We start from the raw sequence: 25,918 nt of genomic DNA, 5'->3' as shown, positions 1-25,918 counted from the left end.
AGGATACTGCCCATGTCGCGACCACGCGCCAAGATGACCAACGTGTTTCCAGGCTGCCCGGTCGAGACGACGCTCAGCTTTCTCGACGGCAAATGGAAGGGCGTGATCCTCTATCATCTGCTGGTCGACGGCACGCTGCGCTTCAGCGAGCTGCGCCGCAGGCTGCAGGCCGTCACCCAGCGCATGCTGACCAAGCAGTTGCGCGAGCTGGAAGAGCAGGGGCTCGTGACGCGCACAGTCCATCCGGTGGTGCCGCCACGCGTTGACTACGCGCTGACGCCGCTCGGACAGAGCCTGCGTCCTGTTATCATGGTGCTCGAACAGTGGGGTACCCGCCATGTCGAATGCCGGGATGGCGAGCGGCGCATGATCGAGCCCGATGCAATCGTGGAGACGGCCTCAGCCGCGTGACGGCTTCTTTTCGAGCGCCACGGAAATCAGGAAGATGATCAGGCCGAAGGCCGAGAGCACCGCGCCGACGTAACCGGTGGCGCCGTAGCCATAGCCGGCCGCGATCACCAGACCACCAAGCCAGGCGCCGAGCGCGTTCGCGATGTTGAAGGCGGAATGGTTGGTGGCGGCGGCCAGCGTCTGTGCATCGGCTGCGACATCCATCAGACGGGTCTGCACGGCCGGGCAGGCGGCAAAGCCGCAGCCGGTGAGAAACACGCAGATGCACAGCATGATCGGATTGTGAGCGGTTAGCGAGAAGACCGCCATCAGCGCAATGTTGAAGGCGAGCATCCCGCCGATCGTGCCTTTCAGCGAATAGTCCGCCATCCGGCTGCCGACGATATTGCCGACATTCATGCCGATGCCGAAGAGGGCGAGCACCACAGCGATCATGCTGGCCGGAAGGCCTGCGGTATCGGTCACCGTCTTGGCGATATAGCTGAAAATCGCAAACATCCCCCCGAAGCCGACGGCTGCGACACCGAAGGACAGCCAGACCTGCAGGCGACCGAAGGCGGAGAGTTCGCGGCGGATGCTGGCGCCTTCGGCCACTTCGTCCTTCGGCAGATAGAGCGCGATCAGCGCCACGGTGATGGCGCCGATTGCCGCCACCAGGAAGAAGGCGGCGCGCCAGCTCATCAACTGGCCGAGAAAGGTCGCAATCGGCGTACCAATGAGCGTCGCGATGGTGAGGCCCAGCATGACGCGGCCTACGGCCCGCACCCGGCGATGCGGTGGCGCCATCGAGGCCGCAACGAGCGCTGCCACACCGAAATAGGCGCCATGCGGCAGGCCGGTGACGAAGCGCAGCAGAGTGAAGGTCGAGAATTCAGTGGCGAGTGCACTGGCGAAATTGCCGACGGCAAAGAGGCCCATCAGCATCAGGAGCAGTGTCTTGCGCGGGAGTTTCGCGGCCAGTGCTGCGATGATCGGTGCGCCGATCACGACACCCAGAGCATAGGCGCTGATCACATGGCCGGCCTGGGGGACCGAGACGCCATAGGTGTGTGCGACCTCGGGCAGCAGGCCCATGATGACGAATTCGCCGGTGCCGATCCCGAAGCCGCCGGCGGCAAGCGCCACTTCGATCAGGAGGATGGTGGTGGCGGTCAGCGTTTGCGCTTCGCTCCCTCGTGAATCGAGGGGCTGGGCCAAGGTCGAACAATCGGTCATGCAAACACCTTGCGCGCCGGCGCGGGACACGTGGCGCAAAAAGCTTCTTCAGGAAGCGGCGATGGAAGAAAGGCCCGGAAGCCAGCTGAAATGAGAATTGTTATTTATCATATCGGTGTGCACTGCGGCAAAGGCTTTTGCTCCTGGCCTTGAAAATTGCTCAAATGCTATCGATCTCTGCCACAAGGAAACTTTTCACAGGCCGAGGCGTTCTGAGCTTCGGCCCTTTCTGGGCCGCGAAAGGGCGAGATGAAGATCAAGGCAGTACTCAATCGCGACGGTGGTACGTTCAAGACCACCGACATGCAGACCTATTGCGAAAACGCGAACCGCGCCTTTGCCGCAAGAGGCCATGAGCTCGACTGCACGGTGGTCGGTGGGGATGAGATCGTCGAGGCGCTGGAGAAGGCTGCGGCAACGCCTGGCGTTGAAGCCCTGCTCGCAGGCGGCGGTGATGGGACCATCTCGACGGCCGCAGCTGTCGCCTGGAAGGCAAAGCTGCCGCTCGGCGTGATCCCGGCCGGCACGATGAACCTCTTTGCCCGGTCGCTGAAGCTGCCGCTCGACATCTGGAAGGTCCTGGACGTGCTCGCCAGTGCCGAGATTGCCGATGTCGATATCGCAACCGCCAATGGCCGCCCCTTCGTTCACCAGTTTTCCGCAGGCCTGCACGCCCGCATGGTCCGCATGCGCAACCAGATGAACTTCGCCTCACGCCTCGGCAAGATGCGAGCAAGCACCAGTGCGGCCTTTGGCGTCATGCTCGACCCGCCGCGTTTCGATGTCGTCTTCGACATGAACGGCGATGGCAAGAGCGATGAACGACCCGTCTCTGCGATCTCCGTCTCCAACAATCCGCTGGGCAACAATTCGCTGTTCTTTGCCGATCGCGTCGACACCGGCAAGCTGGGTGTTTATCTAGCCGCGCCGCTCGAGCCGACCGGGGTCGGGCTTCTCGCCTTCGACATCATCAGGGGCAAGTTCAAGGACAACGAGGCGGTCACGGCGTCGACTGCCGACATGGTGCGGCTGCACTTCCCGAGGCATCGCAAGGGCGCAGCCTGCGTTCTTGACGGCGAACTTTTGCGCATGCCGGCCGACGTCGAGATCAAGATCCATGCCGGCGAACTCAAGGTTCTCGTCCCCCAACCGCAGCCGGTAGCGTGAGGGAAGGGCGCCCGGACCAGCCGGGCGCTGTCGTCTCAATGGCTGAAGGCCGCCGCGATCAGGTCGCGGGTGTAGTCTTCCGCCGGGCGCTCGAAGATCTCTTCGGTCGAGCCCTGTTCGACGATCTTGCCATTCTTCATGACGATCACATGGTCCGACATCGCCTTGATGACCGAGAGGTCGTGGCTGATGAAGACGTAAGACAGGCCGTGTTTGTCCTGCAGGTCGCGCAAGAGTTCGATCACCTGCCGCTGGACCGACCGGTCGAGAGCCGAGGTCGGCTCGTCGAGGATGACCACCTTCGGCTTCAGGATCATCGAGCGGGCAATGGCGATACGCTGACGCTGGCCGCCGGAGAACTCATGCGGATAGCGATTGCGCGCCGCCGGATCGAGGCCGACCTCCTTGAGAGCAGCAATGGCGCGCGCGTCACGCTCGGCGCGGCTGAGCTGCGGCTCGTGCACGTAGAGACCCTCGGTGATGATCTCGCCGACCGTCTGGCGCGGGGAGAGCGAGCCATAGGGGTCTTGGAACACCAGCTGCAGCTGCTTGCGGAAGGGGCGCATGCCGGCCCGGTCGAGCTTGGTGATATCAGCCGTCTCGAAGCGGAAGGCGCCATCGGCTGCGAGCAGCTTCAGCAGCGCCCGTCCGAGCGTCGACTTGCCCGAACCGGACTCACCGACGATGCCGATCGTCTGACCCTGGCGAAGCCGCACGCTCACCTGATCGACCGCCCGGAAGGTACGGTTCGGACGCAGGAAGCCGCCGCTGCCGATGTCGAAATCGACGGTGACATTCCGGCCTTCCAACACGACCGGGGCATCATCTGCCGGCGGCGGCTTGGTGCCCGTCGGTTCGGCAGCGAGCAACATCTTCGTGTAGTCGTGCTGCGCATTGCCGAAGATCGCGTCGCGGCTGCCCGTCTCAACGATCTCGCCCTTGCGCATGACGGCGACGCGGTCGGCCACATGCTTGACCACGCCGAGATCGTGGGTGATCAGCACGATCGCCATGCCGAAGCGCTTCTGCAGGTCGGCCAGCAGATCGAGGATCTGCGCCTGGATGGTGACATCAAGAGCGGTCGTCGGCTCGTCCGCGATCAGTACGTCGGGCTCGTTGGCGAGCGCCATCGCGATCATCACGCGCTGGCGTTGGCCGCCGGACATCTCATGCGGATAGCTGTCGATGCGCCGCTCGGGGTCGGGAATGCCGACGAGCTTCAGGAGCTCCAGCACGCGGGCGCGCGCTTCCGTCTTGCTCATGCCGCGATGATGGATCAGCGGCTCTGATATCTGCTTGCCGATCCGGTAGAGCGGGTCCAGTGAGGTCATCGGCTCCTGGAAGATCATGGTGATCTTCGCACCGCGCACCTTGTTGAGCTCGCCGACCGGAAGGCCGACGAGGTTCTGGCCGCCATAGACGGCCGTGCCGCTGACGTCGCCGTTCTTGGCGAGCAGGCCCATGATGCCCATCATGGTCTGGCTTTTGCCCGAGCCGCTTTCGCCGACGATGGCGAGCGTTTCGCCCTTCTTCACCGAAAAGCTGATGCCCTTGACCGCCTCGACAGTGCCGTCGGGTGTCGCGAACGTCACCTTGAGGTCGGAAACGTCGAGCACGGTTTCGTTGTTTGTCTTGTCGTCCATGCTCATCGGTCCTTCGGATCCAGTGCATCCCGCAGGCCGTCACCCACGAAATTCAGCGAAAACAGTGTCGTCACGAAGAAGATTGCCGGGAAGATCAGCAGCCATGGTGCGTTCTGCATGCTGGCCGCCCCTTCCGAGATCAGCGTGCCCCAGCTGGCAAGCGGCGCCTGAACGCCGAGGCCGAGGAAGGACAGGAAGCTCTCGAGCAGGATGACCTTCGGCACGATGACGGTGACGAAGACGATGACCGGGCCGATCGTGTTCGGGATGATGTGGCGGCGGATGATCTGCCAGTCGGTCAGGCCCAGCGCTTCGGCCGCACCTACGAATTCGCGGCGTTTGAGCGACAGCGTCTGGCCGCGCACGATGCGGGCCATTTCAAGCCATTCCACCGCGCCGATCACCAGGAAGATCAGGATCACCGATCGCCCGAAGAAGACCACGAGCACGACGACAAGGAAGACGAAGGGCAGCGAATAAAGGATCTCGACGATACGCATCATCACATTGTCGACGCGGCCACCGAGATAGCCCGAGGTCGCGCCATAGACGACACCGATGCCAAGCGAGACGAGGCTCGCGGCGAGGCCGACGGCAAGCGAGATCTGCCCGCCGAGCATGACGCGGACGAGCAGGTCACGGCCGTTCGAATCCGTGCCAAAGGGGAAGGTAACCTGATCCACGGTTCCGGACACGGTAAGGCTTCGACCGTCCGCTGCCTGTTCCACGACTTCCGAATTCTTGAACTCGTTGTTGCGGTCGAAATAGCGGATCGTGCGGGGATCGATTTCCCCATCCGAGCTGACCACGGCCGTGAAGCGGCCATCCTCGACCGTGAAGCTGTCGAGGGTCACTCTTGCCCGCTGGGCGACACTTTCGGCGACGCCCTGCAGGGTCTCGGGGGCGGGCCGCGGCGAGAGGCTCGGTGGCACGCTGACATAGGAGGAGAAGACCTGGTCATAGCTGTGGGCTACGAAGAAGGGGCCGGCAAAGGAAAACAGCGTGATGAAGACGAGGAGCACGCAGCCGGTAATGGCGGCCTTGTTGCGCCGGAAGCGCATCATCGCGAGCTGTGCCAGGCTGCGTCCGGCAATCTCGGGCTGAGGGGAAAGGGTGGTATCAGTCATTGCGAACCCTCGGATCGAGCAGGCCATAGGCGATGTCGACCAACAGGTTGAAGACGATCACGAACACGGCGACGAGGATGACGGTGCCCATGACGAGGGGATAGTCGCGGTTGAGCGCGCCGAGCACGAAGTATCGACCGACACCGGGGATGGTGAAGATCGTCTCGACCACGGCGGAGCCAGTCAAAAGGGCTGCAGCACAGGGCGCGAGATAGGAGACGATCGGCAGCATCGCGCCGCGCATCGCATGCGTGACGACGACCACGCGCGATGGCAGGCCGTAGGCGCGTGCCGTGCGGATATGGTCGGTATGCAGGGCCTCGATCATCGCGCCGCGGGTAAGGCGGGCGAAGACTGCGAGTTGCGGCAGCGCCAGCGCCGTGACCGGCAGGATGAGATAGCGCAGTGATCCATCACCCCAGCTGCCGGCGGGCAGCCAGTTGAGCACGACGGCAAACAGGAGCGTCAGCACCGGACCCACGACGAAATTGGGGATCGTCACGCCAACAGTCGCAAACGACATGACGGCGAAATCGATCGTGCTGTTTTGCCTGAGTGCGGCGACCGTGCCGAGCAAGACGCCGCCGATGAGGGCGACCAGGATCGCGATCCCGCCGAGCTGGATCGAATAGGGCAGGGCCTTGCCGATCAGTTCGGAAACGGTGTTGTCCTTGTAGATGAAGCTCGGACCGAGATCGCCGGTTAAGGCGTTGCCGATGTAGCTCAGATACTGGCTGATCAGCGGCTGGTCGAGTTTGTAGGTGGCCATGATGTTGGCCATCGTCTGGGGCGGCAGCGGGCGTTCAAGATTGAAGGGGCCGCCGGGCGCAAACCGCATCAGAAAGAATGAAATGGTGACGACGATGAAGATCGTCGGAACGGCGCTCATGAGCCGCCGGAGTACGAAGGATGTCATGTCCTGCTCCTGAGAGGACGACGCGCGGATTGCCCGTGCGTCGTCCGGTCACGTGACGAGATTATTCAGCGACGCGAAGGAAGCGGCTGAGATGCTCGTTGGCGGCGTTATCCTGCCAGCCGCTGACGCGGTCGGAAACCAGCCACAGATTGGCCGTGCTCATCAGCGGAGCGATCGGCTGATCACGCATCAGGATGACTTCGGCGTCATGCATGATCTTCTTGCGGGCTTCGGCATCGGCCTCGGTATAGGACTTGGCCATCAGCGCGTCGAATTCCGGGTTGTTGTACTTCCCGTAGTTGAACGAGGTGTTGGTCGAGACGTTGAGGGCGAGGAAGTTTTCCGCGTCCGCATAGTCGGACACCCAGCCGGCGCGGGCAACGTTGAAGGCGCCGCCTTCCTGCAGGTAGGCGTAGTGCGAGGCGACGTCGAGGTTCGTCATGGTGACGCTGGCGCCGAACGTGTTCTTCCACATGTCGGCGATCGCGGTGGCGACCCGCTCGTGGTTCGGGTTGGTGTTGTAGCGGATCTCGATGGCGAGCGGCTTGCCGCCTTCACCGTAACCGGCTTCCTTCATCAGTTCGATCGCCTTGTCTTCGCGGTCAAGCTGCGACATTTCGGCGAAGTCGGCCTTGGCTGCAGCATAGCCGCCGAGACCATCCGGAACGAGGGAGTAGGTTGGCAGCTGCGCACCGGAGTAGATCTCCTCGGCCAGGAAGTCGCGATCGACGGCCATGGAAAGCGCCTGGCGGACGCGAACGTCGCTATAGGGCTCCTGGCGGGTGTCGAAGACGTAGTAATAGGTCGAAGCCGACGGCGAAACGCGGACCTGCTCGCCATAGCTTTCCTTCAGGCGGTCGATCTGGTCGGCCGAGAAGTTATAGACGAGGTCCATTTCCTTGGCTTCGAAACGACGTACCGAAGCGGCCTGGTCGTCGATCGGGTAGAAGACGACCTTGTCGATCTGGGTATTGGCGGCATCCCAGTGATTTTCGTTTTTCACCACGACGAGGTTGTCGTTCGGCACATGGCTTTCGAGCTTGTAGGCGCCGTTCGACACCATCACGCCCGGCTTGACGAAGTCCTTGCCGTTCTTTTCGAGGCTGGCCTTGGAAACGGGAAGGGCGGTCTGGTGGGCAAGCAGTTCGAGGAAGAACGGCGTTGCGCGCTCCAGCGTGATTTCCAGCGTCTTTGCGTCGACGGCTTTCGCGCCGATTTCTTCCAGCTTCGCTTCACCCTTGTTGGCCTTTTCGGCATTCTTGATCGGGTAAAGGATGTTGGCGTATTTGGCAGCGGTTTCCGGGTTCTGGACGCGCTGGATCGAGTAGACGAAGTCTTCAGCCGTTACCGGCGAGCCGTCCGACCACTTGGCGTTTTCGCGGATCTTGAAGGTGTAGACTGTGCCGTCGTCGGAAATTGTCCAGCTTTCGGCAGCGCCCGGGACGATCTCGCCCTTGGCGTCATAGATGGTCAGACCCTCATAGAGATCCTTCAGAATGAAGGCCTCGATATCGATCGAGGTATTGGCCTGATCGAGCGTCTGCGGCTCGCCGGAATTGCCGCGATGAAGCACGACTTCGGCCAGCGCCTGGCTCGCGCCAAACATCAAGGAGGTGAGGAGAAGAGAGGTGCCGAGCAGCCGGCGCGTCTGGATAGACATCGTTTTGGAACTCCCAGTTCACGTTAACGGAAAGGGAGAGAAGATTATTCAGGAAGCCGACACAACCCGCATTTTGTGCGGCTACCCCAATTTTGGGGAGGAAATTTGATGGCTTACCTGTGACTTGGACCGAAGATTTCGTGTGACCGTTTTATGACGAAATAAAATTATCGCGTCATCTGCTGTCAAAAATGCGACAGGGGCGGCTTGAGGGCCGCCCCTGTCTGATGATCGGTCGCTTGGAGAGGTCTGATCGGGGGTCAGATCCGCGGCAGATAGGTCTGGTAGTCGAAGCTCGAGACGGTGCGCAGATAGGCCATCGCTTCCTTGCGCTTGGTGTCACCATAGATGCGCTGATATTCGGCCCCGAAGATGTCGGCGATGAAGGCGGATGCGCGGAACCGCTCGACGGCGGTCAGGAAATCATAGGTCAGCATGTCGGGGTTCTCAGGCGCGCTATCCGGCGTCGTGACCTGGCCGGGATCGAGATCCTCGTCGAGGCCAAGCAGGATGCCGCCGAGGATGGCAGCGAGCAGCAGGTGCGGATTGGCGTCCGCTCCCGCGACACGGTGCTCGATGCGGGCGGCCGGGCCGTCCTTGTCCGGAATGCGGATCGCGGTGCCGCGATTGCCGAAACCCCAGTCGATCTTGTCGGGCGCAAAGGAGCCCGGCTGGAAGCGGCGATAGGAATTGGCAAAGGGCGCGAAGATCAGCTGGGCGTCCTGCATGCTTCTCAGCATGCCGGCGGTGATCGATTTCAGCTTCACCGGATCGCCGCCCTTGGCGTCGAGGATGTTGCGGCCGTCTTTGTCGATGATCGAGGCATGTACATGCAGGCCGGAGCCGGCATGGTCACCGTAAGGTTTGGCCATGCAGGTCGCCTTGAAGCCGTGGCGGCGGGCGGCGAAATCCACAACGCGCTTGAGATAGATGCAGTCATCGGCAGCCGCCATGGCATCCGGCTTGTGCAGCAGGTTGACCTCGAACTGGCCGGGGCCGAATTCGGCAGTCGTTGCATCCGCCGGTAGGCCCATGTGGTCGCAATATTCGCGCACCGTATCGAGGAAGTCTTCCATCGCAGCGGTCGCGCGCATGTCATAGAGTTGGTAGCCCTCGACCTCGCCGTTCATGACCAGCGCCTTCGGCGGCATCGGCACGCCGGTGTCGCGGAAATCAGGCTCCATCACATAGAATTCGAGTTCGGTGGCAACGACTGGCGTCAGGCCCTTCTCCTCGAAGCGCTTCATCACATTGGCAAGGATGGCGCGCGGGCAGACATAATGCGGCTCTCCTGACAGTGTGTGCATGGTGGCGAGCACCTGCTTGGAGCCGGCAGGCCCCCAGGGAAGCGTGGTCAGCGAATTCTTGTCCGGTGTACAGATGCCGTCGGGATCGCCCAGCGTCAGCGAGATCTTGGTGATGTCGTCATTGTCGTCGCCCCAGATATCGAGCGACTGGGTGGAGGCCGGCAGGCGCACGGTGTTCTTCCAGACCTTGTCCTCGGCTTTCAGCGGGATCATCTTGCCGCGCAGGTCGCCATTCATGCCGACAAGCAGCACCTCGATGCGCGCGGAAGGGTCGGCTGCGGTCTGATCGGCGGCCTCGGTCGGTGCTGTCATGGGAAAACTCTCGTTGGCTTTCGGGGCGGATTTGGCCGGAGGAACGCGGCAATCGGTGCCTTGCCAAACGCGTTTTGGACGGTCATGTTCGTAGCCGATAATGTTCCGCCTTTCAATGCGGGGCAAGGCAGGCACGCGGACCAAGTTTGGCCGTGAAAGCAAGAGCTTCCGCCCCGGTCAAGGACCAGACCTATGAACAAGCCAGTGACCGCCCTCTCCAATCTCGGTGCCATCGATGCCGCCCATCATCTTCATCCCTTCTCGGACATGAAGAAGCTGAATGCGGCCGGCACCAAGATCATCACCCGGGCGGAGGGCGTGCATATCTGGGATTCCACCGGCAAGCAGTATCTCGACGCCTTTGCCGGCCTCTGGTGCGTCAATGTCGGCTATGGCCGCAAGTCGATCGCCGATGTGGTCCACGCCCAGATGCTCGAGCTGCCCTATTACAACACCTTCTTCGGCACCACGACGCCGCCGACCACGCTGCTTGCCCAGAAGATCGCCGAAAAGACCGGCCCGAAGCTGAACCGGGTCTTTTTCTCCAATTCCGGCTCGGAAGCTTCCGACACCTGGTTCCGCATGGCCCGTGTCTATTGGAAGGCGCTCGGCCACGAGACGAAGACGCAGGTGATCGCCCGCAAGAACGCCTATCACGGCTCGACCGTCGCCGGCGCCTCGCTCGGCGGCATGAAGTGGATGCACGAGCAGGGCAACCTGCCGATCGAAGGCATCCACCACATCAACCAGCCCTACTGGTATGCCGAGGGCGGCGATCTGACACCTGAGGATTTCGGCCTGAAGGTTGCCCGCGAGCTGGAAGAAAAGATCATCGAGCTCGGTGAGGAGAATGTTGCAGCCTTCGTTGCGGAGCCGATCCAGGGGGCAGGTGGCGTCATCGTGCCGCCCTCGACCTATTGGCCGGAAATCAAGCGCATCTGCGCCAAGTACCAGATCCTGCTCGTCGCCGATGAAGTCATCTCGGGCTTCGGCCGCCTCGGCTCGTGGTTCGGCCATCAGCATTATGATTTTGAGCCGGATCTCGCCCCGATCGCCAAGGGTCTCTCTTCTGGCTATCTGCCGATCGGTGGCGTTCTCGTCTCCGACCGCGTGGCGGAAGTCATGGTCAACGAGCTCGGCGATTTCTACCACGGCTACACCTATTCCGGTCACCCGGTGGCAGCAGCTGCAGCGCTGGAAAACATCCGCATCATCGAGGAAGAAGGCTTGGTCGAGCGCGTGCGCGACGACACCGGCCCCTATCTCGCGCAGGCGCTCGCCTCGCTCACCGACCACGAACTCGTCGGCGAAGCTGTCAGCGTCGGCCTGATGGGCGCCGTCCAGATCACCGCCGACAAGGCCACCCGCCGCCGCTTCAAGAAGCCTGATGATACCGGCACAGCTGTCCGCAACCAATGTGTGAACGCCGGCGTCGTGCTGCGCGCCACCGGCGACCGCATGCTCTTCTCCCCGCCGCTGATCATCTCGCGGTCGCAGATCGACCAGGCGGTCGACACGCTGCGCAATGGTCTGGACTGGCTGAAGGACAATCGCGGCGAGGGGTGAGGGGCACGGTCGCCTTCCCCGGCTGACGCATATGGAGGCAGGATGCGTTTCTCGGTCAATATCCCGGATGCGCAGGTCGAAGCGCTGGACCGGCTTGCACAGCAAATGGAGGTTTCGCGCGCTGCCCTGATTAGGAGGGCTGTCGAGGACATGCTCGCAGCCGAAAGTTGGATGTTGTCAAAGCCGGTTTCGGCTTGTGGGGGCGGCGAGGCGATGACGGACTTACTGCCCAGCGCAAGCTTCGATCAGAATGGGAAGGGTGAAGTTACCAGACATGGCGGCCTCGCCCTCACGGCATGAACTGCCCACCATTCACATCGATCGTCTGCCCCGTGATGTAGCCGGACAGCATCTCTGACGCCAGAAAGAGATAGGCGCCGACGCAATCGGCTGGCGTGCCGGTGCGCTTGAGCGGCACGCTTCCGGCCACCTGATCGAGCTGGCCTGGCAGGGCGTATTTGTCCTGGAATGGGGTGGTGATCACGCCGGGCGCCACCGCGTTGACGCGGATGTTGTATTTCCCGAATTCCAGCGCCATGCCCTTGGTGACCGCAGCAACAAACGCCTTGGACGAGCCATAGACGCCCGAGCCCGCCGTCCCACCCGTGCGGGCGGCGACTGAGGTCGTGTTGATGATGAAGCCCCCTTCGCGCTTGAGATGGCTGACGGCCGCTTGCGTGGTGGACAGCACCGAACGTGCGTTTACATCCATTACCTTGTCATATTGCGCGTCTGTCATGTCCTCATAGAGCACACGGGCGATCATGCTGCCGGCATTGTTGATCACACCGTCGAGCCGCCCGAAGGTCTTCGCCACATGTGCCACAGCCTCGGCCATGGCTTCAGAGGACGCCGCGTCCGCCTTGACGAGAACGACACTGCCGCCCGCTGCCTCGATATCGCCTGCGATCGCATGGGCGGCTTCGGCGTTGGAATTGTAGTGCAATCCAACCAGCGCGCCCTGGGCGGCGAAGCCGCGGGCAAGCGCTTCGCCGATCCCGCTCGAAGCGCCGGTGATAAGCACGGCCTTGCCGGCAAGATCGGGAATGGTGAGTGCGGTCATGGCGATGTCCTCCTGTTGTCGGACAAGCTTAGACCGGCCTTATCTCGCTTTGGCAAGGCCGGTTTTTCTTCTACGGACGCAAGATCAGTTGATCTGCCATCTTCGTGGGGTAGGGGCGGTTTGTGCAGGGCAAGCCCGGTGGCAGTGTCAGCGATTGCCCATGCCGGTTTCGGCATTCCAGGCCCTGAAGCCGTCGATGAGCGCGCGGCAATAGGTGATCTTGAAGCGGACCTCGGGAGGCTGCCGCCGCAAGATGCGGAGGGGGATGCCCCCGATCGCCTTTGCCGACATCATCAGGATGCGACCGATGCCATATTGGTGTTTGCGATAGTAGGCACCGTCTCCGAATGCATATTTCCGGATCCGCGCGAGATGATTGCCGTCTGTCGTCTCGATCTGGTCATGGAAGATGGTCAGGTTTTCGACGAACCGGCATGTCAGGCCAAGGGCGAGCGCCCTGGCGATGTAATCGCGATCCTCGGCGCCCTGGAAAGGTGTCTGCGCCCCCACACCGAGCCGTTCGTCGAAGGGGCCGATGGCGGTCGCCGCTTCATGACGAACGAAGATGGCGTTGGAATTGGCAGCGTCGATGACGTTCAGCCTATCGATGTCGCAGTCTGCGTCGAGAGAGCGCACGATGGAGTTCTTGCCATGCGCATCCGTCGTTCGGCCAAGCAACATGCCATAGTCGGGGTAACGCGCTGCGAGTTCGGCAAGCTCGGCGAGGGTCTCGGGTCGGTACCAGCAATCGTCATCTGGAAAGCCGATCATGTCTCCGGATGCCTGCGGCAAAGCTGCATTCCTGCCGCGCGACAGGCCTTTCGGCGAATGCAGATGCTTGAGATCCAGCGTGCTTGCAAAGGGGGCAAGCGTAGCCTCCAGAAACCCGGCCGGGTTCTGATCGACCACGATTATCTCGAAGTTGCGATAGGTTTGCTGCTCAAGGGATCGCAGCAGTCGCGTCAGCGGTTCTCGTCGTCCAAGCGTGCTGGTGATAAGCGAGAATTTCGTCACGGTCTCGATCCTGTCTCTCGGCGACGGCATCGTCAGCCTTCCGCTAAGAAAGGCCGTCCATGCCGTCTGACAAGCGCGAAACGAAAAGATGGTAAACCCCGGAGGGGGCAATCCAGGCAGCAGTGACCCCATGGGAATGACTGCCGCCTGGAGGTCAGGCTTTCGGTTCAGGCGGCCTTCCAGTCGAAAGGCAGGGGCGCCTCGCGGAAGGCGAAGCGGTCGAGATGGCTCGCCACGACGCCCTGATAGGTCTCGAGCTTTGCGGCATCGTCCGTCTCGATCGAGACCGTCAGCGTCGCTGCATCGGATTGCATGAATGCCACGGCCTCGTCGAATTTGACGGTGGCCTTGTGGTTCTGCTCGTCCAGCTCGACGTCAAGCTTGTGCGCCCAGTGCTTGCAGAGCTGTTGGAGATACTTCCAGCCGTTTTCGGTCGGAACGGTGGTGGTGGATATTGCCATTCTCAGAGCCTTTCGATCTTGCCGACCGCCTCGTCGAGGATGCGGGCGACCTCCAATTGCGTCTCGCGGGTTGAGCCCTCGCGTGACAGACAGTCGTGCAGGGCCTGCTTGAGGTTGTGCATGGCGCGCCGAACAGGCGCTGCATCCGTTCTTTCGCTGACCTTTGCAAGGGCGGTCAACCGGCCGATCGCGGTTGCGACCTCGTCCGCCCGCTCCGACAGATGCTGGCGACCGGCATCCGTGATCGTCATCAGCTTGCGCGGGCCGTCGCTTTCCACTTCCTCGGCAAGACCCATGTCGAGCAGCAGCGTCATGGTCGGATAGACGACGCCAGGCGAGGGCGCATAAGCGCCGCCGGACAGGCTCTCGATTTCGCGGATCAGGTCGTAGCCGTGGCGCGGCTGGTCTTCGATCAGCTTAAGGAGCACGAGTCTCAGCTCGCCGCCTTCGAACATGCGCCGACGCTCGCCGCCCCGGCCGCGCGGGCCGCCGCCCATGGGGCCGCCAAAGGGACCGCCGTGGCGCATGGCGTGCATGGCTTCACGGAAAGCGAAAAATGGATTGCCGCGTTCGCCGCGGCTGGAATTGCAATGTCTCATGATCGGTTCTCTCTCAATTGGAATTGCATCTAAGATATATCTTAGTTTGATCTGTGCAAGAGGGCGTTCTGAAAATTCTGCGATCGTCCACGCTTGGCGCCTACCGCTGTCGGAGCCTATGATGGCAACGGATTCGCAAAGGGGAGGAAGCTCGATGGGTGAAAAGCGGCACGAATACCGGGTCACCGTCACGTGGCAGGGCAATGCCGGAACGGGCACCTCCGCCTATCGTGACTACGGTCGCGACCACCTGATTTCAGCGGAGGGCAAGCCGGATATCCTCGCCTCCGCCGATCCGGCCTTTCGTGGCGATCCTGCGCGTTGGAACCCCGAAGACCTGTTCCTGGCCTCGTTGTCTGCCTGTCACAAGCTCTGGTACCTGCATTTCTGCGCGGTCTCAGGCGTCATCGTCACGGCCTACGAGGATCACGCCGAAGGGGTGATGGAAATGGACGCGGACGGCACAGGCCGCTTCGTCGACGTCGTGCTCAAACCCCAGGTCACCATTAAGCGCGGCACCTTCCCCGAACTCGCGCTGGAGCTCCATGGCGACGCCCACGAGAAATGTTTCATCGCCAATTCGGTGAACTTTCCGGTGCGGTGCGAGGCCGAGATCGTGGAGGTTTGAGGAGTTCGATCACTCCCGAAGCGCCGCAATCAGCGCTCTTAGAGCAGGTGGCGATTGGCGACGGCTGGGGTGGTAGAGATGCAGGCCGGGGAAAGGCACGCACCAGGCATCGAGCACCTGGATCAGCCGTCCGTCGGCGATTTCGCCTGCCACTTCCTCTTCCATCATGTAGCCGAGCGCGGCGCCTGCCCGGACGGCAGCGGCCATCAGGGCGCCATCATTGGCGATGAATTGCCCGGTCGGACGGAAGCGAAATTCCCGGCCATTCTCTTCCAGATCCCAGGCCATGACCGCACCGGATTTCAGGCGGAAGCCGACGCAGACATGGTCCTGCAGGTCGGCTGGAACCAGCGGCGGCGGATATCGCTCGAAATAGGCAGGCGTGCCGACGATGACCGTTCGGAGCGTCGGGCCGACCGGGATGGCGATCATGTCCTTGTCGACCGACATGTGAAAGCGGATGCCGGCATCGAAGCCTTCCGAGACGATATCGCTCAGGCGATCCTCGACATTGATCTCGACCTTGACCTCTGGATGGGCGAGCAGGAAGGCGGGAAGCTTCTGGAGCAGCACGGTTTGCGCGGCATAGGTCGAGGCGGTCAGTCGCACGGTTCCGGATACGTTGTGCCGCCAATGTGCGAGAGACGCCAGACCCTCCTCGATGCTGGCAAGGGCAGGCGACACGGTATCGAGCAGACGCTCGCCGGCTTCGGTCGGAGCGACGCTGCGGGTGGTACGGGCAAGAAGCCGCACGTCGAGCCGTGCCTCAAGGCTGCGCATGGCATGGCTGAGTGCCGAGGGCGAGATGCCGAGCTTGGCAGCCGCGCGCGTAAAACTGCGCTCGCGGGCGACCGTGGCGAAGGCGAGAAGATCATTGAGTTCATTGCGCTCCATTCATGAATCCTGCTCACAAAGACATGCAGGACGCAAGCGCTAATCCTCGAGGCTCGGGCGGCCTATCTCCTTCCAGACGCCAACCAAGGAGCTTCTACATGAACCTGACAGATTATCGCACGCTGGGTCGCTCAGGCCTGATCGTCAGTCCTCTGGCGCTGGGCACCATGACCTTCGGCGCCGAGCGCTGGGGCGCAGGGGAAAAGGTCTCGCGAGACCTGTTCGACACCTATGTCGCAGCAGGCGGCAATTTTCTCGATACCGCCGACATCTATTCCGCAGGGCAGAGCGAGGAAATGCTGGGGCGGTTCGTTGCCGACAGCGGTCTGCGCGACCGTCTGGTCATCTCGAACAAATCCGGCTTTGCCCGTGGCCAGGGAACGCCGCTCTGGAGCGGCAACGGTGCCAAGAATATCCGGCTTGGCATCGAGGGCTCGTTGACGCGGCTGAAGACCGATTACATCGACATCTATTGGATGCATGTCTGGGATCAGGTGACGCCGGCTGAAGAGGTGCTGGAGACGCTGACCCGGGCGGTGCGCGCCGGCAAGATCCTGCACTATGGCTTCTCCAACACACCTGCGTGGTATGTCGCGAAGGTGGCGACGCTCGCGGCCGCCCATGGCCTGCCCACCCCGATCGGTCTGCAATATGGCCATTCGCTGATCGAGCGCGGTGTCGAGCTGGAAGTCTTGCCGGCAGCCGCCGAGTTCGGCATGGGGCTCGTGCCCTGGAGCCCGCTGGCCTTCGGCCTACTTACCGGCAAATACGACCGCCGCATGCTGGAGCACGCAAACCGGCCGACAGAGTTGCCCGACAGCGGTGCGAAGAGCGCCGAGAGGGAAAGCGACGGCCGTCTGAATGGCGACAATCCCTATGGCGGCATGCTGTTTACCGAGCGCAACTTCGCTATCGTCGATGTCGTGAAAGAGGTGGCCGCTGAACTCGGCCGGTCTCCGGCGGAAGTCGCGCTCGCCTGGGTCACCGGACGAAAGGGCGTCTCTTCCGTGCTCGTCGGGGCCAGCCGCGTGGAACAGTTGACCCAGAACATCGCCTCGCTCGACATCACCCTCGACACGGATCAACTGCGCCGGCTCGATGAGGTCGGCGCGCTGCCGCTGCTCAATCCCTACTTCATCTTCAAGATGCCCTCCGAAGCTCTCTTCGGTGGTTCCAGAGTGTCGGCATGGCAAAGGGCCTGAATGAAAGCGGGCGGCCTGTGAGCCGCCCGCTTGATCTCTTTATTGGAATGCCGTCTCGAAGAAGCTTCTGAGCTTGCGCGAATGCAGCGCCTCAGTCGGCATGGCGCCGAGCTTTTCGAGCGCCCGGATGCCGATTTGCAGATGCTGACTGACCTGCGTCTTGTAGAAGGCCGTCGCCATGCCCGGCAGCTTCAGCTCACCATGCAGTGGCTTGTCGGAAACGCAGAGCAGCGTGCCGTAGGGCACGCGGAAGCGGAAGCCGTTGGCGGCGATCGTCGCCGATTCCATGTCAAGTGCGATGGCGCGTGCCTGGGAAAGGCGTTTGACTGGTCCACGCTGGTCGCGCAGTTCCCAATTGCGGTTGTCGATCGTGGCAACCGTGCCGGTGCGCATGATGCGCTTCAGCTCGAAACCTTCGTAGCCGGTGATCTCCTCGACCGCGTCTTCGAGTGCAAGCTGCACTTCCGACAGCGCCGGGATCGGCACCCAGACCGGCAGATCGTCGTCGAGTACATGATCCTCGCGCATATAGGCATGCGCCAGCACGTAGTCGCCGAGGCGCTGGCTGTTGCGAAGCCCGGCGCAGTGGCCGAGCATCAGCCAGGCATGCGGGCGAAGCACCGCGATATGGTCGGTGATCGTCTTGGCGTTGGAAGGGCCGACGCCGATATTGACGACGGTAATGCCGCCATGGCCCTTCTTCTTCAGGTGATAGGCCGGCATCTGCGGCAGGCGCCCCAGCGCCACGCCTTCCGTCGGTTCCGTATGGCCGGCCGGCGTGAGGATATTGCCGGGCTCGACGAAGGCGGTGTAGTCGCCGCCGCCATCCGCCATCAGCTTGCGCGCATAGGCGCAGAATTCATCGACATAGAACTGGTAGTTCGTGAACAGCACAAAGTTCTGGAAGTGGTTGGCGCTGGTCGCCGTGTAATGGGAAAGCCGCGCCAGCGAATAGTCGATGCGTTGCGCGGTGAACGGTGCCAGCGGATGCGGCTCGCCGGGCAGCGGCTCGTATTCGCCGTTGGCGATCTCGTCATCGGTGACGGTGAGGTCAGGCGTGTCGAAGATGTCGCGCAGCTGCATGTCGACGAGGCCGCCGGCCGAGGCCTCGACATGCGCGCCTTCCGCGAAGGCGAAATGCAGCGGGATCGGCGTTGTCGATTCCGACACGGTGATCGGCACCTGATGATTGCGCATCAGAAGTGCCAGCTGTTCCTTGAGATAATGCCGGAAGAGCTGCGGCCGGGTGATCGTCGTCGTGTAGATGCCGGGCGATGTGACGTGGCCATAGGAGAGACGGCTGTCGACATGGCCGAAGCTCGTCGTCTCGATGCTGACCTGCGGATAGAAGGCCCGGTAGCGGCCCTCGATCGGCCCGCCCTTGGCCAGCGCCGAAAAGGCCTCGATCAGGAAGGTCGTATTGCGCTCATAGAGCACGGTCAGCGCATCGACCGCCGCCGTTGCATCTGTGAAGACCTGAGGCTGATAAGGCTCGGGGCTGATGGAGTTCTGGGGTGCTGGGGACAAGATTCGTGTGTTCATGGCGCATTATAGGAAACGAAACTTGACAAGCAAACGACGTCGTCGACGCATCATCAAGATTCTTCGAAGGCGGTATCCGATGCCGCCTGCGCCAGAGTTCGGATCAAAAGGTCGGGCGGCAGCTGTTGAGGCCTGTCGGTGCGCAGCTTGCGACCAGTCCCGATGACGACATGTGGCGAACGCCCGGCTGATTGTGGACGACGAGCTGGCCGAACATGAAGGCGAAAAGCGCCATGGTCAGCGAGATGATGGTGAAACGCCGTGTCAGCTTGGCCATGTCCTTGCTCCCTTCCGATCTGATGGGAGTGTTTTAGCAAGGCCTGCCTGAATGCGGTCTGAGACGAGGGTTCATCTGGCATTCAGAAGGGTTAACTGAAATTCACGCTCCCTCACGGAACCCCTCTTTTCTCTCGGCGGCTTCTGGTCATAATGGCGGCCGATGGGCACCGTCCCGTCTTGCTCTCCTTACCGAATGGCCTCGCGCTTGGTGCACCGTCACCATCCGACCCGCCCTCCGGCAACAGGGTTTCACCCATGACTGAAAAACACGAAGGCGCCCTCCGCTTCGGGCGCATTGCCGCGACCTTGCCCGTCAAGGATATCGAGCGGGCTCAAGCCTTCTATGTCGGCCTGCTCGGATTTCAAAAGGTCTTCGAGAACGGCAGCCCCGTCGGCTTCATGATCCTGCAGCGTGACGAGGCCGAACTGCATCTCACCCTTCAGAAGAACCACAAGGCGGCCGACTTCAACGTTGCCCATATGATGGTCGAGAACATCGACCATCTGCATGACCTCGTGCAGCAGCGAGGTCTGAAGGTCGTCAAGCGCCTCCAGGACAAGGACTACGGCCTGCGCGCCTTCGTCTTCGAGGATCCCGACGGCAATCGCATCGATGTCGGCCAGCCGATCTGATCCGCCCTTGAAAGCAGAAGGGGCGCCGGTTGCAGCCGGCGCCCCTTTTGTACTCTAAATCTCGATGGCCTTAGAGGCGCGTCCAGGTCTGGCTCTTGCAGAGCACGGCCATGACGCAGCCCTTCATCTTCAGCGAGTTGCCGGAGACCGAGCCAGAGCCGGAATAGGTCTTGTCGGTTTCAGGGTCGGTGATCTCGCCCTTGTAGCTGTCGCCGCTGCCGGCCATCTTGCCGATCTGCTTGCCATTATGCTGGCCGCTCTTCAGCGTCACGCAGAAGGAACCGCCGCAAGGCGCGATCTGGGCCGTTGCACCCGACGCAGTCTTCCAGTTGCCTTCGATGGGTTCGGCGGCCTGTGCCGTGAAGGCCGAAAGCGCGAATGCTGCCGCAATGATGATGGAACGCATGGTCTGATCTCTCCTCCTGAGATGATGATCCTCTCCCGCAGTCGTAAACGGTCCTCTCCGCATCCGGCCAACGGTTAAGAATTATCTTACGCACACGTAAAGGTAAAATGCAATCCGGCTCGAAAACGGAGCCGTGGAAAGCCGCCGAACACTGCAATTTCAGCACTTTCCCAAAATCGCTTCGGAAAACGTGGTGAAAATTCGGTTGATTTCACAGCGTGAAACTTTCGTAAATTTTGTCTCGAAATCCTTGGGTTACAGGGGGAGTAATACTTAACGGAATCCGAAGTTTACGAAGCTTTTGTACTTTGTTTTCAGCAAATTAAGGATGCATTTTAAGCGAGTTTTGAAGACCGTTTGGCATAGTGAACCCATCAAACGAGCAGGGAAAAACCCCGCCAAACCCAACCGAAGCGAGAATGACCGGACAAAGATCCGGCGCCGTTCCGGAAGGGCCCGCAAGGGAAAACAGGGACGACTGAGAAACTAGGCAAACAGGGACAAAACCAATGGCACGCTTTGAAATGCACAATTCCGAAAATGCCACGATGGGTGGCGAAACCCGGGCCGACGTCTTCCGCGACATGGGCCTTATGTATGCGACCGGCCGCGGTTGCCCGATTGATCTCGTCTCGGCCCATAAGTGGCTGAACATCGCTGCGATCAAGGGCTGTGACCGCGCCGCCGAGCTGCGCGCCGATCTCGCCCAGACCATGAGCAAGGTCCAGCTCGCCGAGGCGCTTCGTGCCGCCCGCGAATGGATGACCATGCACTGACCAATTCCGGCCGCGACCGCGGCAGGAGAATCCACAACAACAACCCAGTGGGGAACGTGGCGGGGACCTTTGGACGGGGCCAGGGCCAACACTTTTCAAGACCGCGACCGGCAGGAACAAGGCCGGCGCGGTCTTTTTCATTGCGGCTTGCTCAGCGGAGCGAAGCCAGCACTTTCGGTAGCGCCTCTTCGAACAGGTCGAGATCGGCGGGCAGGCCGGTGGAGACGCGGATGCAGCGGTTGAGCGGCGCCACTCCCGGCATGCGGATGAAGACGCCGTGCTCCATCAACCCGTCGACGACGGCGCGGGCAAAGACGCCGTCGCGCGCCCCATCAATGGCGACAAAATTGGTCGCGGAGGGCAGAGGCGTCAGACCGTTTGTCTTGGCGATTGTCGAGATGCGGTCGCGTGCAGCCTTGATCCGTCCGACCACGTCGGTGAGATAGGCCTGATCGGCAAGGGCAGCGAGGGCGGCTTCCGTCGAGAGCCGCGGCATGCCGAAATGATTGCGGATCTTGTCGAAGGCCGAGACTGTGCCCGGCGTGCCGATGCCATAGCCGACGCGAGCGCCCGCCAGGCCGTAAGCCTTTGAAAATGTTCGGGTGCGGATCACGTTCGGCAGATCGATCAGCGCATCTGCGGCCGGGATCGAACCTTCAGGTGCCGTTTCGCTATAGGCCTCGTCGAGGATGAGAAGCGTGGTCGGGGGCAGGGCGCGCGCGAAGGCGACGATACTATCAGCATCCCACCAACTGCCCATCGGATTATCCGGATTGGCGAAGTAGACCAGCGGCGCATCCTCCTGACGCACCAGCGCCAGAAGCGCGTCGAGATCCTCGCGGTCGTCGCGATAAGGCGCGGTCACGAGGCGCCCGCCAAACCCGTTCACATGGAAGTTGAAGGTCGGGTAGGCACCGAGCGAGGTAACGACGGGCATGCCGGGCTCGATGACAAGCCGCACGATAAGACCGAGCAGGTCGTCGATGCCTTCGCCGATGACGAAGTTCTGGGGCGTGAGACCCAAATGGGCCGCAAGCGCGCCCTTCAAGGCATGGTTTTCCGGATCGTTGTATTTCCAGATCTCGCCCGACTTTTCGGCGATGGTCGAAAGAACCGAGGGCGCCGGGCCAAAACCACTTTCATTGGCGCCGATCCGGGCGCGCACCGCAAGGCCGCGTTGCCGCTCGATGGCTTCGGGGCCGACAAATGGAACGGTTGCAGGAAGGGAGGCGGCAAGCGGCGTGAAGCGGGAAAATGCGGTCATTGCGAAGCGGGTTCCGGCAGATCGATGTCGATCCGCTCACAATAAGAAGCACAGCTTCGGACGCAAGGCCGGATCCGCAGGGATCAGACCTCAATCGGCAGAGGTCTCCTCAGCGACCGAGGCGCGCGCCGTTGCCGTTCTGGAACGGCTTGAGCGGTGTATTGACGGCTTCGCCCAGCATGAAGTCGGCGCGCACGATCCGGTGCAGCATGTGTTCCGAGATCGGGGCGATGAACTTGACCCCGACGCGGTTGCCGTTTCGGTAGGCTTCGGCACAGCCGATCCGATCGGCAAGGCCGACGATCTGCAGATAATAATGAGAGGAAAGACCGATCGCCGTCGTCAGTTCGATGGCCGCCCCACCTTGTGAGATGTCGACCACCTCACAACTGCGGATCGTGATGCCGGTGAGCCCAGGTCGGACCGACATGACCTTGGCAGGCCGGCGGACATAGAAGCGCTCCCATTTCCGCTCGTACATTTCCGAGCGAACCCCGGCCAGATGCGTCGCATTCTCCATCGCCATGTCCGGCTCTCCCAACTCGTCTGCCTTGCACCTTGGAGATGATTATTTGCATTAGCATCAACAAGTTCGATCAAGTTTTAAGTATGCCTGATATTCAGCTTTAAATGCGCGGACGCCGTATTTGCGCGGGTTCTCGGCACGCCGCGCATGCCGGCAAGCGTTTGCGGCGCCGGGTCAAGAAGGTCGTATCGTGGGATGGTTTAGTGGCTGGTCTCGAACGAGAGCCGAACCACATGGTGCAGGAATTCCGGATCGATCAGCATGTTGAAGCCGACCGTCAGCTTCTCGGCTTCGCGACGGATCAACGTGCAGCCGATATCGTCGTGGATCCCCAGTATTTCCAGGAAGAAATTCGCGGGGACGATCACGTGAGGCGAGACGTCGAGTTCTGCACCATAAAGGGAGATGGTCCGGATGAGGCAGCGCTGTGTCTTCGCGACGCTCAGATGGTGGCCGACAAACACGATCTTGCCGGGGCGATCGATCTTGGATTTCTCGAAGATCTGATCCCGAGGGATGTCCGATTTTGCGTCCGGTATCCTCTGCAAGGGCATGCCACCCTCCTACGGCTTCAAATATGACTGTCAGGGTAGCGCATGGTCGTTACCAGATGATGGATGCATTTGATCGAATGTCGCGGATATCGGATTTTGCCAGTCATGACAGCAACTTCGCTTGGCCCTGTATGTCCCATTTCGGACACCGCTGGTTCTGAGGAGCGGACTGGGCATCCCGCCAGACCAGCGAAATGCGATGTCTGAGGATGGGGGCAGACTGCGGACAAACTTGACCGCAATTCGCCACAAAGCTAGGCCTTGCTGCATATCATCGCCGTCGGATCTCCGGCAGCGATTCTATTGAGCAAGGCATTCGGGAGTGCAGAACGTGGCGGGACGATTGGTCATTGTCGGGGCAGGGCAGGCGGCTTTCGCGCTGGCCGCCAAGCTGCGGATGCTGAAGGATACACGCCCGATCACTGTGCTCGGAAGCGAGCCGGTTCTGCCCTACCAGCGCCCGCCACTGTCGAAGAAATATCTGCTTGGCGAGATGAGCTTTGACCGGCTGCTGTTTCGGCCCGAAGCCTGGTATGCCGAAAATGATGTCGAGATCCGTTTGTCCACGCCTGTCGAGGCGATCGACCGGGACAGCAGGAGCGTCAAGCTCTTCGACGGCAGCGAAATCGCCTATGAGACGCTGGCGCTCGCAACCGGCGCGACCCCGCGTCGCTTGCCCTCTGCCATTGGTGGCGATCTCGAGGGCGTGTTCACGGTGCGCGACAAGGCTGACGCCGATCGCCTTGCGACCGAAATGAAACCAGGCCACCGATTGCTGATCATTGGCGGTGGCTACATCGGGCTAGAAGCCGCCGCCGTGGCACGCAAACTCGGTCTAGACGTGACGCTGATCGAAATGGCGGATCGTATCCTTGCCCGCGTCGCCGCTCCTCAGACAGCAGATGCCATCCGCGCGATCCACGCAGCAGAAGGTGTGCAGATCTTCGAAAAGACGGGCCTCACACGGCTTATCGGCGACGAAGGCAGGGTCAAGGCGGCCGAACTCTCCGATGGCCGCGTGATCGATGCAGACATGGTGATCGTCGGGATTGGCGTCACGCCGAATGATCGGCTGGCAGCCGATGCCGGTCTCGAAGTGCAAAACGGCATCGTGGTCGATAGCTTTGGCCGGACAAGCGATCCGGCGATCTTTGCCATGGGCGACTGCGCCGTGCAGGACTGGAAGGGGCAGCAGGTGAGGATCGAATCCGTCCAGAACGCTGTCGACCAGGCCGAGGCGGTTGCTGCGGTTTTGGCCGGCGGCTCTGAGCCTTATCGTCCGAAACCGTGGTTCTGGTCGGATCAGTATGATGTGAAACTGCAGATCGCAGGCTTCAATCTCGGCTATGACGAGACAGTGGTCAGACCCGGCGCTCGGGAAGGCAGTTTGTCGATCTGGTATTTTCACGCCGGCGACTTCATTGCCGTCGACGCGATCAACGATGCGAAAGCCTATGTCACGGGCAAGAAGCTCCTGGACATGGGGCGGTTGGTCGACCGCGCAACGATTGCGGATCCTGCGCTGGATCTGAAAACGCTGATTGCTTGAAACAAAGGCTCGGGCAGCTAGTCTGTGACTGCGACACTGAGATAAAACGAAAGCGGCTGGCGTAAAGCCGGCCTTTTTCATGTCTAATCTGTTGTGGCACGGCGCGAACTGGGCAGTTATATCAAGGTCTTGAGCACACTTCTGCGCAATTCAAGGTCTTTCAGCCGTTGGCCGCGCGCTCCAGAATGGGAACGCACATGTCGAGGTCATGCGATGCCAGGTGGGCGTAGCGCATGGTCATGGTCAGTGTCTGGTGCCCGAGCCACATCTGGACACGGCGGATATCGATGCCGCCCTGGACGAGACGCGATGCACAGGTATGGCGCAGAACGTGCGGCACGACGTCCTTGTCATCGGCAAAGCCGACCGCATCTTTGGCATTGTGCCAGGCGACGCGGAAACGCTGCTGGTCGATCTCGGCAAACGGCCCCGAATGGCGCCGGTCCGAGGCTTCGATTGCAGCTAAGGCACGATGGGTGAGGGGAACGGAACGCGAGCGGCCCGATTTCGTCACCCAGAAGGTCACCCGATCCTTGTGTATGTCGCCCCAACGCAGGTTGAGACCTTCGCTCAGGCGGGCTCCGGTATCGACCAGGAAGAGGCAAAACCGGTAGTAAAGTTCCGAATGCGCCCGGATTTCCGAAAACAGGAGGTTCTCTTCATCCTTGTCGAGGAACCGAATTCGGCCCGCTTTCTCTTTCTGACGCTTGAATTCCGGCAGACTGTGAACGTCTCCCATTTTGGACGCCTTTCGCAGCAGTTTGCTTAAGGCCGCCATCTTTCTATTGATGGTGGCATTGCTGTTACCGCGTTTGCGCAATTTGCCGATCAATTGGTCGAGCATCTCCTGGGAAAAAGTCGAGAAGCTCGGAAAATCAAGGAGATCGTGAAGCTCTCCGATAAAATTGGTTACGTTATATTTGTGGCTGCCATTCATCCATAACAGGTCGCCATACTTGCCGAACAGTTCGCGCAAATTCGTCTCGCGCACCTCGTGCAGGATCGTACCCTGTCTGTATTGATAATGTACCGAATAATCGGGCACGCCTACGAAGACGTCAAAACCCTTCACGGCCGGCATTTCCACCTGCATATATCCCCCAAATTTCCCTTTTGGTGAGCACGCGAAGGAGCTCACCGCCCGTCCCCACGGGCGTACATATCGTTATGAATGACAACAAGTATAGCGCAAAACAGCACAAAC

Annotated in this window: 27 protein-coding genes; 9 read left to right on the top strand and 18 right to left on the bottom strand. The window is 61.3% G+C overall.

From position 1 onward, the window contains the following. The first annotated feature begins 12 nt into the window (after window positions 1-12). Complete coding sequence (locus AC02Y0_RS11740) at window positions 13-411, top strand: winged helix-turn-helix transcriptional regulator (protein ID WP_476379090.1); 399 nt, start codon at window positions 13-15, stop codon at window positions 409-411. On the opposite strand, the gene AC02Y0_RS11735 is transcribed toward AC02Y0_RS11740, so the two are convergent. Continuing rightward, window positions 400-1,626: an MFS transporter gene (locus AC02Y0_RS11735; RefSeq protein WP_476379088.1), complete on the bottom strand. Its 1,227-nt coding sequence runs from the start codon at window positions 1,624-1,626 to the stop codon at window positions 400-402. The two genes, AC02Y0_RS11740 and AC02Y0_RS11735, sit on opposite strands and share 12 nt — an antisense overlap. A gap of 249 nt (window positions 1,627-1,875) precedes the next feature. On the opposite strand from AC02Y0_RS11735, the gene AC02Y0_RS11730 reads away from it, so the two are divergent. Continuing rightward, entirely contained in the window at window positions 1,876-2,793 is a 918-nt protein-coding gene (locus AC02Y0_RS11730; RefSeq protein WP_476379086.1) for a diacylglycerol/lipid kinase family protein, read from the top strand. Between the two features lie 35 nt (window positions 2,794-2,828). Here the strand turns inward: AC02Y0_RS11730 and AC02Y0_RS11725 are convergent, their stop codons facing one another. The 5 genes from AC02Y0_RS11725 to AC02Y0_RS11705 form a co-directional block, all read right to left on the bottom strand. Continuing rightward, window positions 2,829-4,436, bottom strand: a complete 1,608-nt coding sequence (locus AC02Y0_RS11725; RefSeq protein WP_476379084.1) for an ABC transporter ATP-binding protein — start codon at window positions 4,434-4,436, stop codon at window positions 2,829-2,831. 2 nt (window positions 4,437-4,438) lie between these two features. Then, complete coding sequence (locus AC02Y0_RS11720; protein WP_476379082.1) at window positions 4,439-5,563, bottom strand: ABC transporter permease; 1,125 nt, start codon at window positions 5,561-5,563, stop codon at window positions 4,439-4,441. Next, a complete protein-coding gene (oppB, locus tag AC02Y0_RS11715; protein ID WP_476379080.1) occupies window positions 5,556-6,479 on the bottom strand; it encodes an oligopeptide ABC transporter permease OppB in 924 nt (307 codons plus the stop codon). Before oppB ends, AC02Y0_RS11720 begins: the two co-directional genes overlap by 8 nt. 61 nt (window positions 6,480-6,540) lie before the next feature. Continuing rightward, window positions 6,541-8,139: a peptide ABC transporter substrate-binding protein gene (locus tag AC02Y0_RS11710; RefSeq protein WP_476379078.1), complete on the bottom strand. Its 1,599-nt coding sequence runs from the start codon at window positions 8,137-8,139 to the stop codon at window positions 6,541-6,543. A 260-nt stretch (window positions 8,140-8,399) separates the two neighbouring features. Continuing rightward, window positions 8,400-9,758 (bottom strand): glutamine synthetase family protein, encoded by a 1,359-nt coding sequence (locus AC02Y0_RS11705; RefSeq protein ID WP_476379076.1) that lies wholly within the window; start codon window positions 9,756-9,758, stop codon window positions 8,400-8,402. Window positions 9,759-9,950: 192 nt separating this feature from the next. Here AC02Y0_RS11705 and AC02Y0_RS11700 point away from each other — a divergent pair, with 192 nt between their 5' ends. Both AC02Y0_RS11700 and AC02Y0_RS11695 read left to right on the top strand, forming a co-directional pair. Then, window positions 9,951-11,324, top strand: a complete 1,374-nt coding sequence (locus AC02Y0_RS11700; protein WP_476379074.1) for an aspartate aminotransferase family protein — start codon at window positions 9,951-9,953, stop codon at window positions 11,322-11,324. Window positions 11,325-11,366: 42 nt separating this feature from the next. Further along, window positions 11,367-11,624 (top strand): ribbon-helix-helix domain-containing protein, encoded by a 258-nt coding sequence (locus tag AC02Y0_RS11695; protein WP_476379072.1) that lies wholly within the window; start codon window positions 11,367-11,369, stop codon window positions 11,622-11,624. On the opposite strand, the gene AC02Y0_RS11690 is transcribed toward AC02Y0_RS11695, so the two are convergent. The 4 genes from AC02Y0_RS11690 to AC02Y0_RS11675 all read right to left on the bottom strand — a co-directional run bounded on the left by AC02Y0_RS11690 (window position 11,614) and on the right by AC02Y0_RS11675 (window position 14,461). Then, complete coding sequence (locus tag AC02Y0_RS11690; RefSeq protein ID WP_444558643.1) at window positions 11,614-12,387, bottom strand: SDR family NAD(P)-dependent oxidoreductase; 774 nt, start codon at window positions 12,385-12,387, stop codon at window positions 11,614-11,616. The two genes, AC02Y0_RS11695 and AC02Y0_RS11690, sit on opposite strands and share 11 nt — an antisense overlap. A 147-nt stretch (window positions 12,388-12,534) precedes the next feature. Then, window positions 12,535-13,431, bottom strand: coding sequence for a glycosyltransferase family 2 protein (locus tag AC02Y0_RS11685; protein WP_476379070.1), 897 nt, complete (start codon window positions 13,429-13,431; stop codon window positions 12,535-12,537). Between the two features lie 137 nt (window positions 13,432-13,568). Continuing rightward, window positions 13,569-13,862, bottom strand: coding sequence for a DUF2218 domain-containing protein (locus AC02Y0_RS11680; RefSeq protein ID WP_476379068.1), 294 nt, complete (start codon window positions 13,860-13,862; stop codon window positions 13,569-13,571). Between the two features lie 2 nt (window positions 13,863-13,864). After that, a complete protein-coding gene (locus AC02Y0_RS11675; RefSeq protein ID WP_476379066.1) occupies window positions 13,865-14,461 on the bottom strand; it encodes a PadR family transcriptional regulator in 597 nt (198 codons plus the stop codon). 154 nt (window positions 14,462-14,615) lie between these two features. Here AC02Y0_RS11675 and AC02Y0_RS11670 point away from each other — a divergent pair, with 154 nt between their 5' ends. Further along, window positions 14,616-15,089 (top strand): OsmC family protein, encoded by a 474-nt coding sequence (locus AC02Y0_RS11670; protein ID WP_102021495.1) that lies wholly within the window; start codon window positions 14,616-14,618, stop codon window positions 15,087-15,089. 9 nt (window positions 15,090-15,098) lie between these two features. On the opposite strand, the gene AC02Y0_RS11665 is transcribed toward AC02Y0_RS11670, so the two are convergent. Next, window positions 15,099-15,983, bottom strand: a complete 885-nt coding sequence (locus AC02Y0_RS11665; protein ID WP_476379064.1) for a LysR family transcriptional regulator — start codon at window positions 15,981-15,983, stop codon at window positions 15,099-15,101. Between the two features lie 98 nt (window positions 15,984-16,081). On the opposite strand from AC02Y0_RS11665, the gene AC02Y0_RS11660 reads away from it, so the two are divergent. Continuing rightward, the gene (locus AC02Y0_RS11660) at window positions 16,082-17,185 is read left to right on the top strand and encodes an aldo/keto reductase (protein WP_476379062.1); all 1,104 of its coding nucleotides are present in this window, start codon (window positions 16,082-16,084) and stop codon (window positions 17,183-17,185) included. 39 nt (window positions 17,186-17,224) lie between these two features. Here AC02Y0_RS11660 and AC02Y0_RS11655 read toward each other — a convergent pair whose 3' ends face one another. Together AC02Y0_RS11655 and AC02Y0_RS11650 are read right to left on the bottom strand one after the other, a co-directional pair. Then, the gene (locus tag AC02Y0_RS11655) at window positions 17,225-18,727 is read right to left on the bottom strand and encodes an AMP nucleosidase (protein ID WP_444558634.1); all 1,503 of its coding nucleotides are present in this window, start codon (window positions 18,725-18,727) and stop codon (window positions 17,225-17,227) included. Between the two features lie 103 nt (window positions 18,728-18,830). Beyond that, window positions 18,831-19,004, bottom strand: coding sequence for a hypothetical protein (locus AC02Y0_RS11650; RefSeq protein ID WP_476379060.1), 174 nt, complete (start codon window positions 19,002-19,004; stop codon window positions 18,831-18,833). Window positions 19,005-19,261: 257 nt separating this feature from the next. Between AC02Y0_RS11650 and AC02Y0_RS11645 the strand changes: the two genes are divergently transcribed. After that, complete coding sequence (locus tag AC02Y0_RS11645) at window positions 19,262-19,639, top strand: glyoxalase superfamily protein (protein ID WP_476379058.1); 378 nt, start codon at window positions 19,262-19,264, stop codon at window positions 19,637-19,639. Window positions 19,640-19,709: 70 nt separating this feature from the next. Here the strand turns inward: AC02Y0_RS11645 and AC02Y0_RS11640 are convergent, their stop codons facing one another. After that, window positions 19,710-20,045 carry a DUF2147 domain-containing protein gene (locus AC02Y0_RS11640; protein WP_444558631.1) on the bottom strand — a complete coding sequence of 112 codons (336 nt, stop codon included), beginning with the start codon at window positions 20,043-20,045 and terminating at the stop codon, window positions 19,710-19,712. Window positions 20,046-20,554: 509 nt separating this feature from the next. On the opposite strand from AC02Y0_RS11640, the gene AC02Y0_RS11635 reads away from it, so the two are divergent. Beyond that, complete coding sequence (locus tag AC02Y0_RS11635; protein WP_102021486.1) at window positions 20,555-20,821, top strand: SEL1-like repeat protein; 267 nt, start codon at window positions 20,555-20,557, stop codon at window positions 20,819-20,821. Window positions 20,822-20,972: 151 nt separating this feature from the next. Here the strand turns inward: AC02Y0_RS11635 and AC02Y0_RS11630 are convergent, their stop codons facing one another. The 3 genes from AC02Y0_RS11630 to AC02Y0_RS11620 all read right to left on the bottom strand — a co-directional run bounded on the left by AC02Y0_RS11630 (window position 20,973) and on the right by AC02Y0_RS11620 (window position 23,165). Next, entirely contained in the window at window positions 20,973-22,085 is a 1,113-nt protein-coding gene (locus AC02Y0_RS11630; protein WP_476379056.1) for a pyridoxal phosphate-dependent aminotransferase, read from the bottom strand. Between the two features lie 109 nt (window positions 22,086-22,194). Beyond that, the gene (locus AC02Y0_RS11625; protein WP_102021484.1) at window positions 22,195-22,611 is read right to left on the bottom strand and encodes a PilZ domain-containing protein; all 417 of its coding nucleotides are present in this window, start codon (window positions 22,609-22,611) and stop codon (window positions 22,195-22,197) included. Window positions 22,612-22,811: 200 nt separating this feature from the next. Further along, entirely contained in the window at window positions 22,812-23,165 is a 354-nt protein-coding gene (locus tag AC02Y0_RS11620; protein WP_476379053.1) for a hypothetical protein, read from the bottom strand. Between the two features lie 331 nt (window positions 23,166-23,496). On the opposite strand from AC02Y0_RS11620, the gene AC02Y0_RS11615 reads away from it, so the two are divergent. Beyond that, window positions 23,497-24,714: an NAD(P)/FAD-dependent oxidoreductase gene (locus AC02Y0_RS11615; protein ID WP_476379051.1), complete on the top strand. Its 1,218-nt coding sequence runs from the start codon at window positions 23,497-23,499 to the stop codon at window positions 24,712-24,714. Window positions 24,715-24,874: 160 nt separating this feature from the next. Here AC02Y0_RS11615 and AC02Y0_RS11610 read toward each other — a convergent pair whose 3' ends face one another. After that, complete coding sequence (locus tag AC02Y0_RS11610; protein ID WP_102021481.1) at window positions 24,875-25,807, bottom strand: tyrosine-type recombinase/integrase; 933 nt, start codon at window positions 25,805-25,807, stop codon at window positions 24,875-24,877. Between the last annotated feature and the right edge of the window lie 111 nt (window positions 25,808-25,918).

The sequence above is a fragment of the Allorhizobium sp. nf9_anc genome (genome assembly GCF_056323085.1).
This window is presented reverse-complemented; position numbering and strand designations above follow the sequence as displayed.

Excerpts from the sequence above, each read along its gene's own strand:
- AC02Y0_RS11735 (WP_476379088.1), bottom strand. The coding sequence starts at position 1,626 with ATGACCGATTGTTCGACCTTGGCCCAGCCCCTCGATTCACGAGGGAGC.
- AC02Y0_RS11680 (WP_476379068.1), bottom strand. The coding sequence starts at position 13,862 with ATGGCAATATCCACCACCACCGTTCCGACCGAAAACGGCTGGAAGTAT.
- AC02Y0_RS11710 (WP_476379078.1), bottom strand. The coding sequence starts at position 8,139 with ATGTCTATCCAGACGCGCCGGCTGCTCGGCACCTCTCTTCTCCTCACC.
- AC02Y0_RS11645 (WP_476379058.1), top strand. The coding sequence starts at position 19,262 with ATGACTGAAAAACACGAAGGCGCCCTCCGCTTCGGGCGCATTGCCGCG.
- AC02Y0_RS11640 (WP_444558631.1), bottom strand. The coding sequence starts at position 20,045 with ATGCGTTCCATCATCATTGCGGCAGCATTCGCGCTTTCGGCCTTCACG.
- AC02Y0_RS11635 (WP_102021486.1), top strand. The coding sequence starts at position 20,555 with ATGGCACGCTTTGAAATGCACAATTCCGAAAATGCCACGATGGGTGGC.
- AC02Y0_RS11690 (WP_444558643.1), bottom strand. The coding sequence starts at position 12,387 with ATGACCGCACTCACCATTCCCGATCTTGCCGGCAAGGCCGTGCTTATC.
- AC02Y0_RS11685 (WP_476379070.1), bottom strand. The coding sequence starts at position 13,431 with ATGCCGTCGCCGAGAGACAGGATCGAGACCGTGACGAAATTCTCGCTT.
- AC02Y0_RS11625 (WP_102021484.1), bottom strand. The coding sequence starts at position 22,611 with ATGGCGATGGAGAATGCGACGCATCTGGCCGGGGTTCGCTCGGAAATG.
- AC02Y0_RS11730 (WP_476379086.1), top strand. The coding sequence starts at position 1,876 with ATGAAGATCAAGGCAGTACTCAATCGCGACGGTGGTACGTTCAAGACC.
- AC02Y0_RS11725 (WP_476379084.1), bottom strand. The coding sequence starts at position 4,436 with ATGGACGACAAGACAAACAACGAAACCGTGCTCGACGTTTCCGACCTC.
- AC02Y0_RS11705 (WP_476379076.1), bottom strand. The coding sequence starts at position 9,758 with ATGACAGCACCGACCGAGGCCGCCGATCAGACCGCAGCCGACCCTTCC.
- AC02Y0_RS11675 (WP_476379066.1), bottom strand. The coding sequence starts at position 14,461 with ATGAGACATTGCAATTCCAGCCGCGGCGAACGCGGCAATCCATTTTTC.
- AC02Y0_RS11670 (WP_102021495.1), top strand. The coding sequence starts at position 14,616 with ATGGGTGAAAAGCGGCACGAATACCGGGTCACCGTCACGTGGCAGGGC.
- AC02Y0_RS11660 (WP_476379062.1), top strand. The coding sequence starts at position 16,082 with ATGAACCTGACAGATTATCGCACGCTGGGTCGCTCAGGCCTGATCGTC.
- AC02Y0_RS11620 (WP_476379053.1), bottom strand. The coding sequence starts at position 23,165 with ATGCCCTTGCAGAGGATACCGGACGCAAAATCGGACATCCCTCGGGAT.
- AC02Y0_RS11700 (WP_476379074.1), top strand. The coding sequence starts at position 9,951 with ATGAACAAGCCAGTGACCGCCCTCTCCAATCTCGGTGCCATCGATGCC.
- AC02Y0_RS11650 (WP_476379060.1), bottom strand. The coding sequence starts at position 19,004 with ATGGCCAAGCTGACACGGCGTTTCACCATCATCTCGCTGACCATGGCG.
- AC02Y0_RS11655 (WP_444558634.1), bottom strand. The coding sequence starts at position 18,727 with ATGAACACACGAATCTTGTCCCCAGCACCCCAGAACTCCATCAGCCCC.
- AC02Y0_RS11740 (WP_476379090.1), top strand. The coding sequence starts at position 13 with ATGTCGCGACCACGCGCCAAGATGACCAACGTGTTTCCAGGCTGCCCG.
- AC02Y0_RS11610 (WP_102021481.1), bottom strand. The coding sequence starts at position 25,807 with ATGCAGGTGGAAATGCCGGCCGTGAAGGGTTTTGACGTCTTCGTAGGC.
- AC02Y0_RS11695 (WP_476379072.1), top strand. The coding sequence starts at position 11,367 with ATGCGTTTCTCGGTCAATATCCCGGATGCGCAGGTCGAAGCGCTGGAC.
- AC02Y0_RS11630 (WP_476379056.1), bottom strand. The coding sequence starts at position 22,085 with ATGACCGCATTTTCCCGCTTCACGCCGCTTGCCGCCTCCCTTCCTGCA.
- AC02Y0_RS11720 (WP_476379082.1), bottom strand. The coding sequence starts at position 5,563 with ATGACTGATACCACCCTTTCCCCTCAGCCCGAGATTGCCGGACGCAGC.
- AC02Y0_RS11665 (WP_476379064.1), bottom strand. The coding sequence starts at position 15,983 with ATGGAGCGCAATGAACTCAATGATCTTCTCGCCTTCGCCACGGTCGCC.
- oppB (WP_476379080.1), bottom strand. The coding sequence starts at position 6,479 with ATGACATCCTTCGTACTCCGGCGGCTCATGAGCGCCGTTCCGACGATC.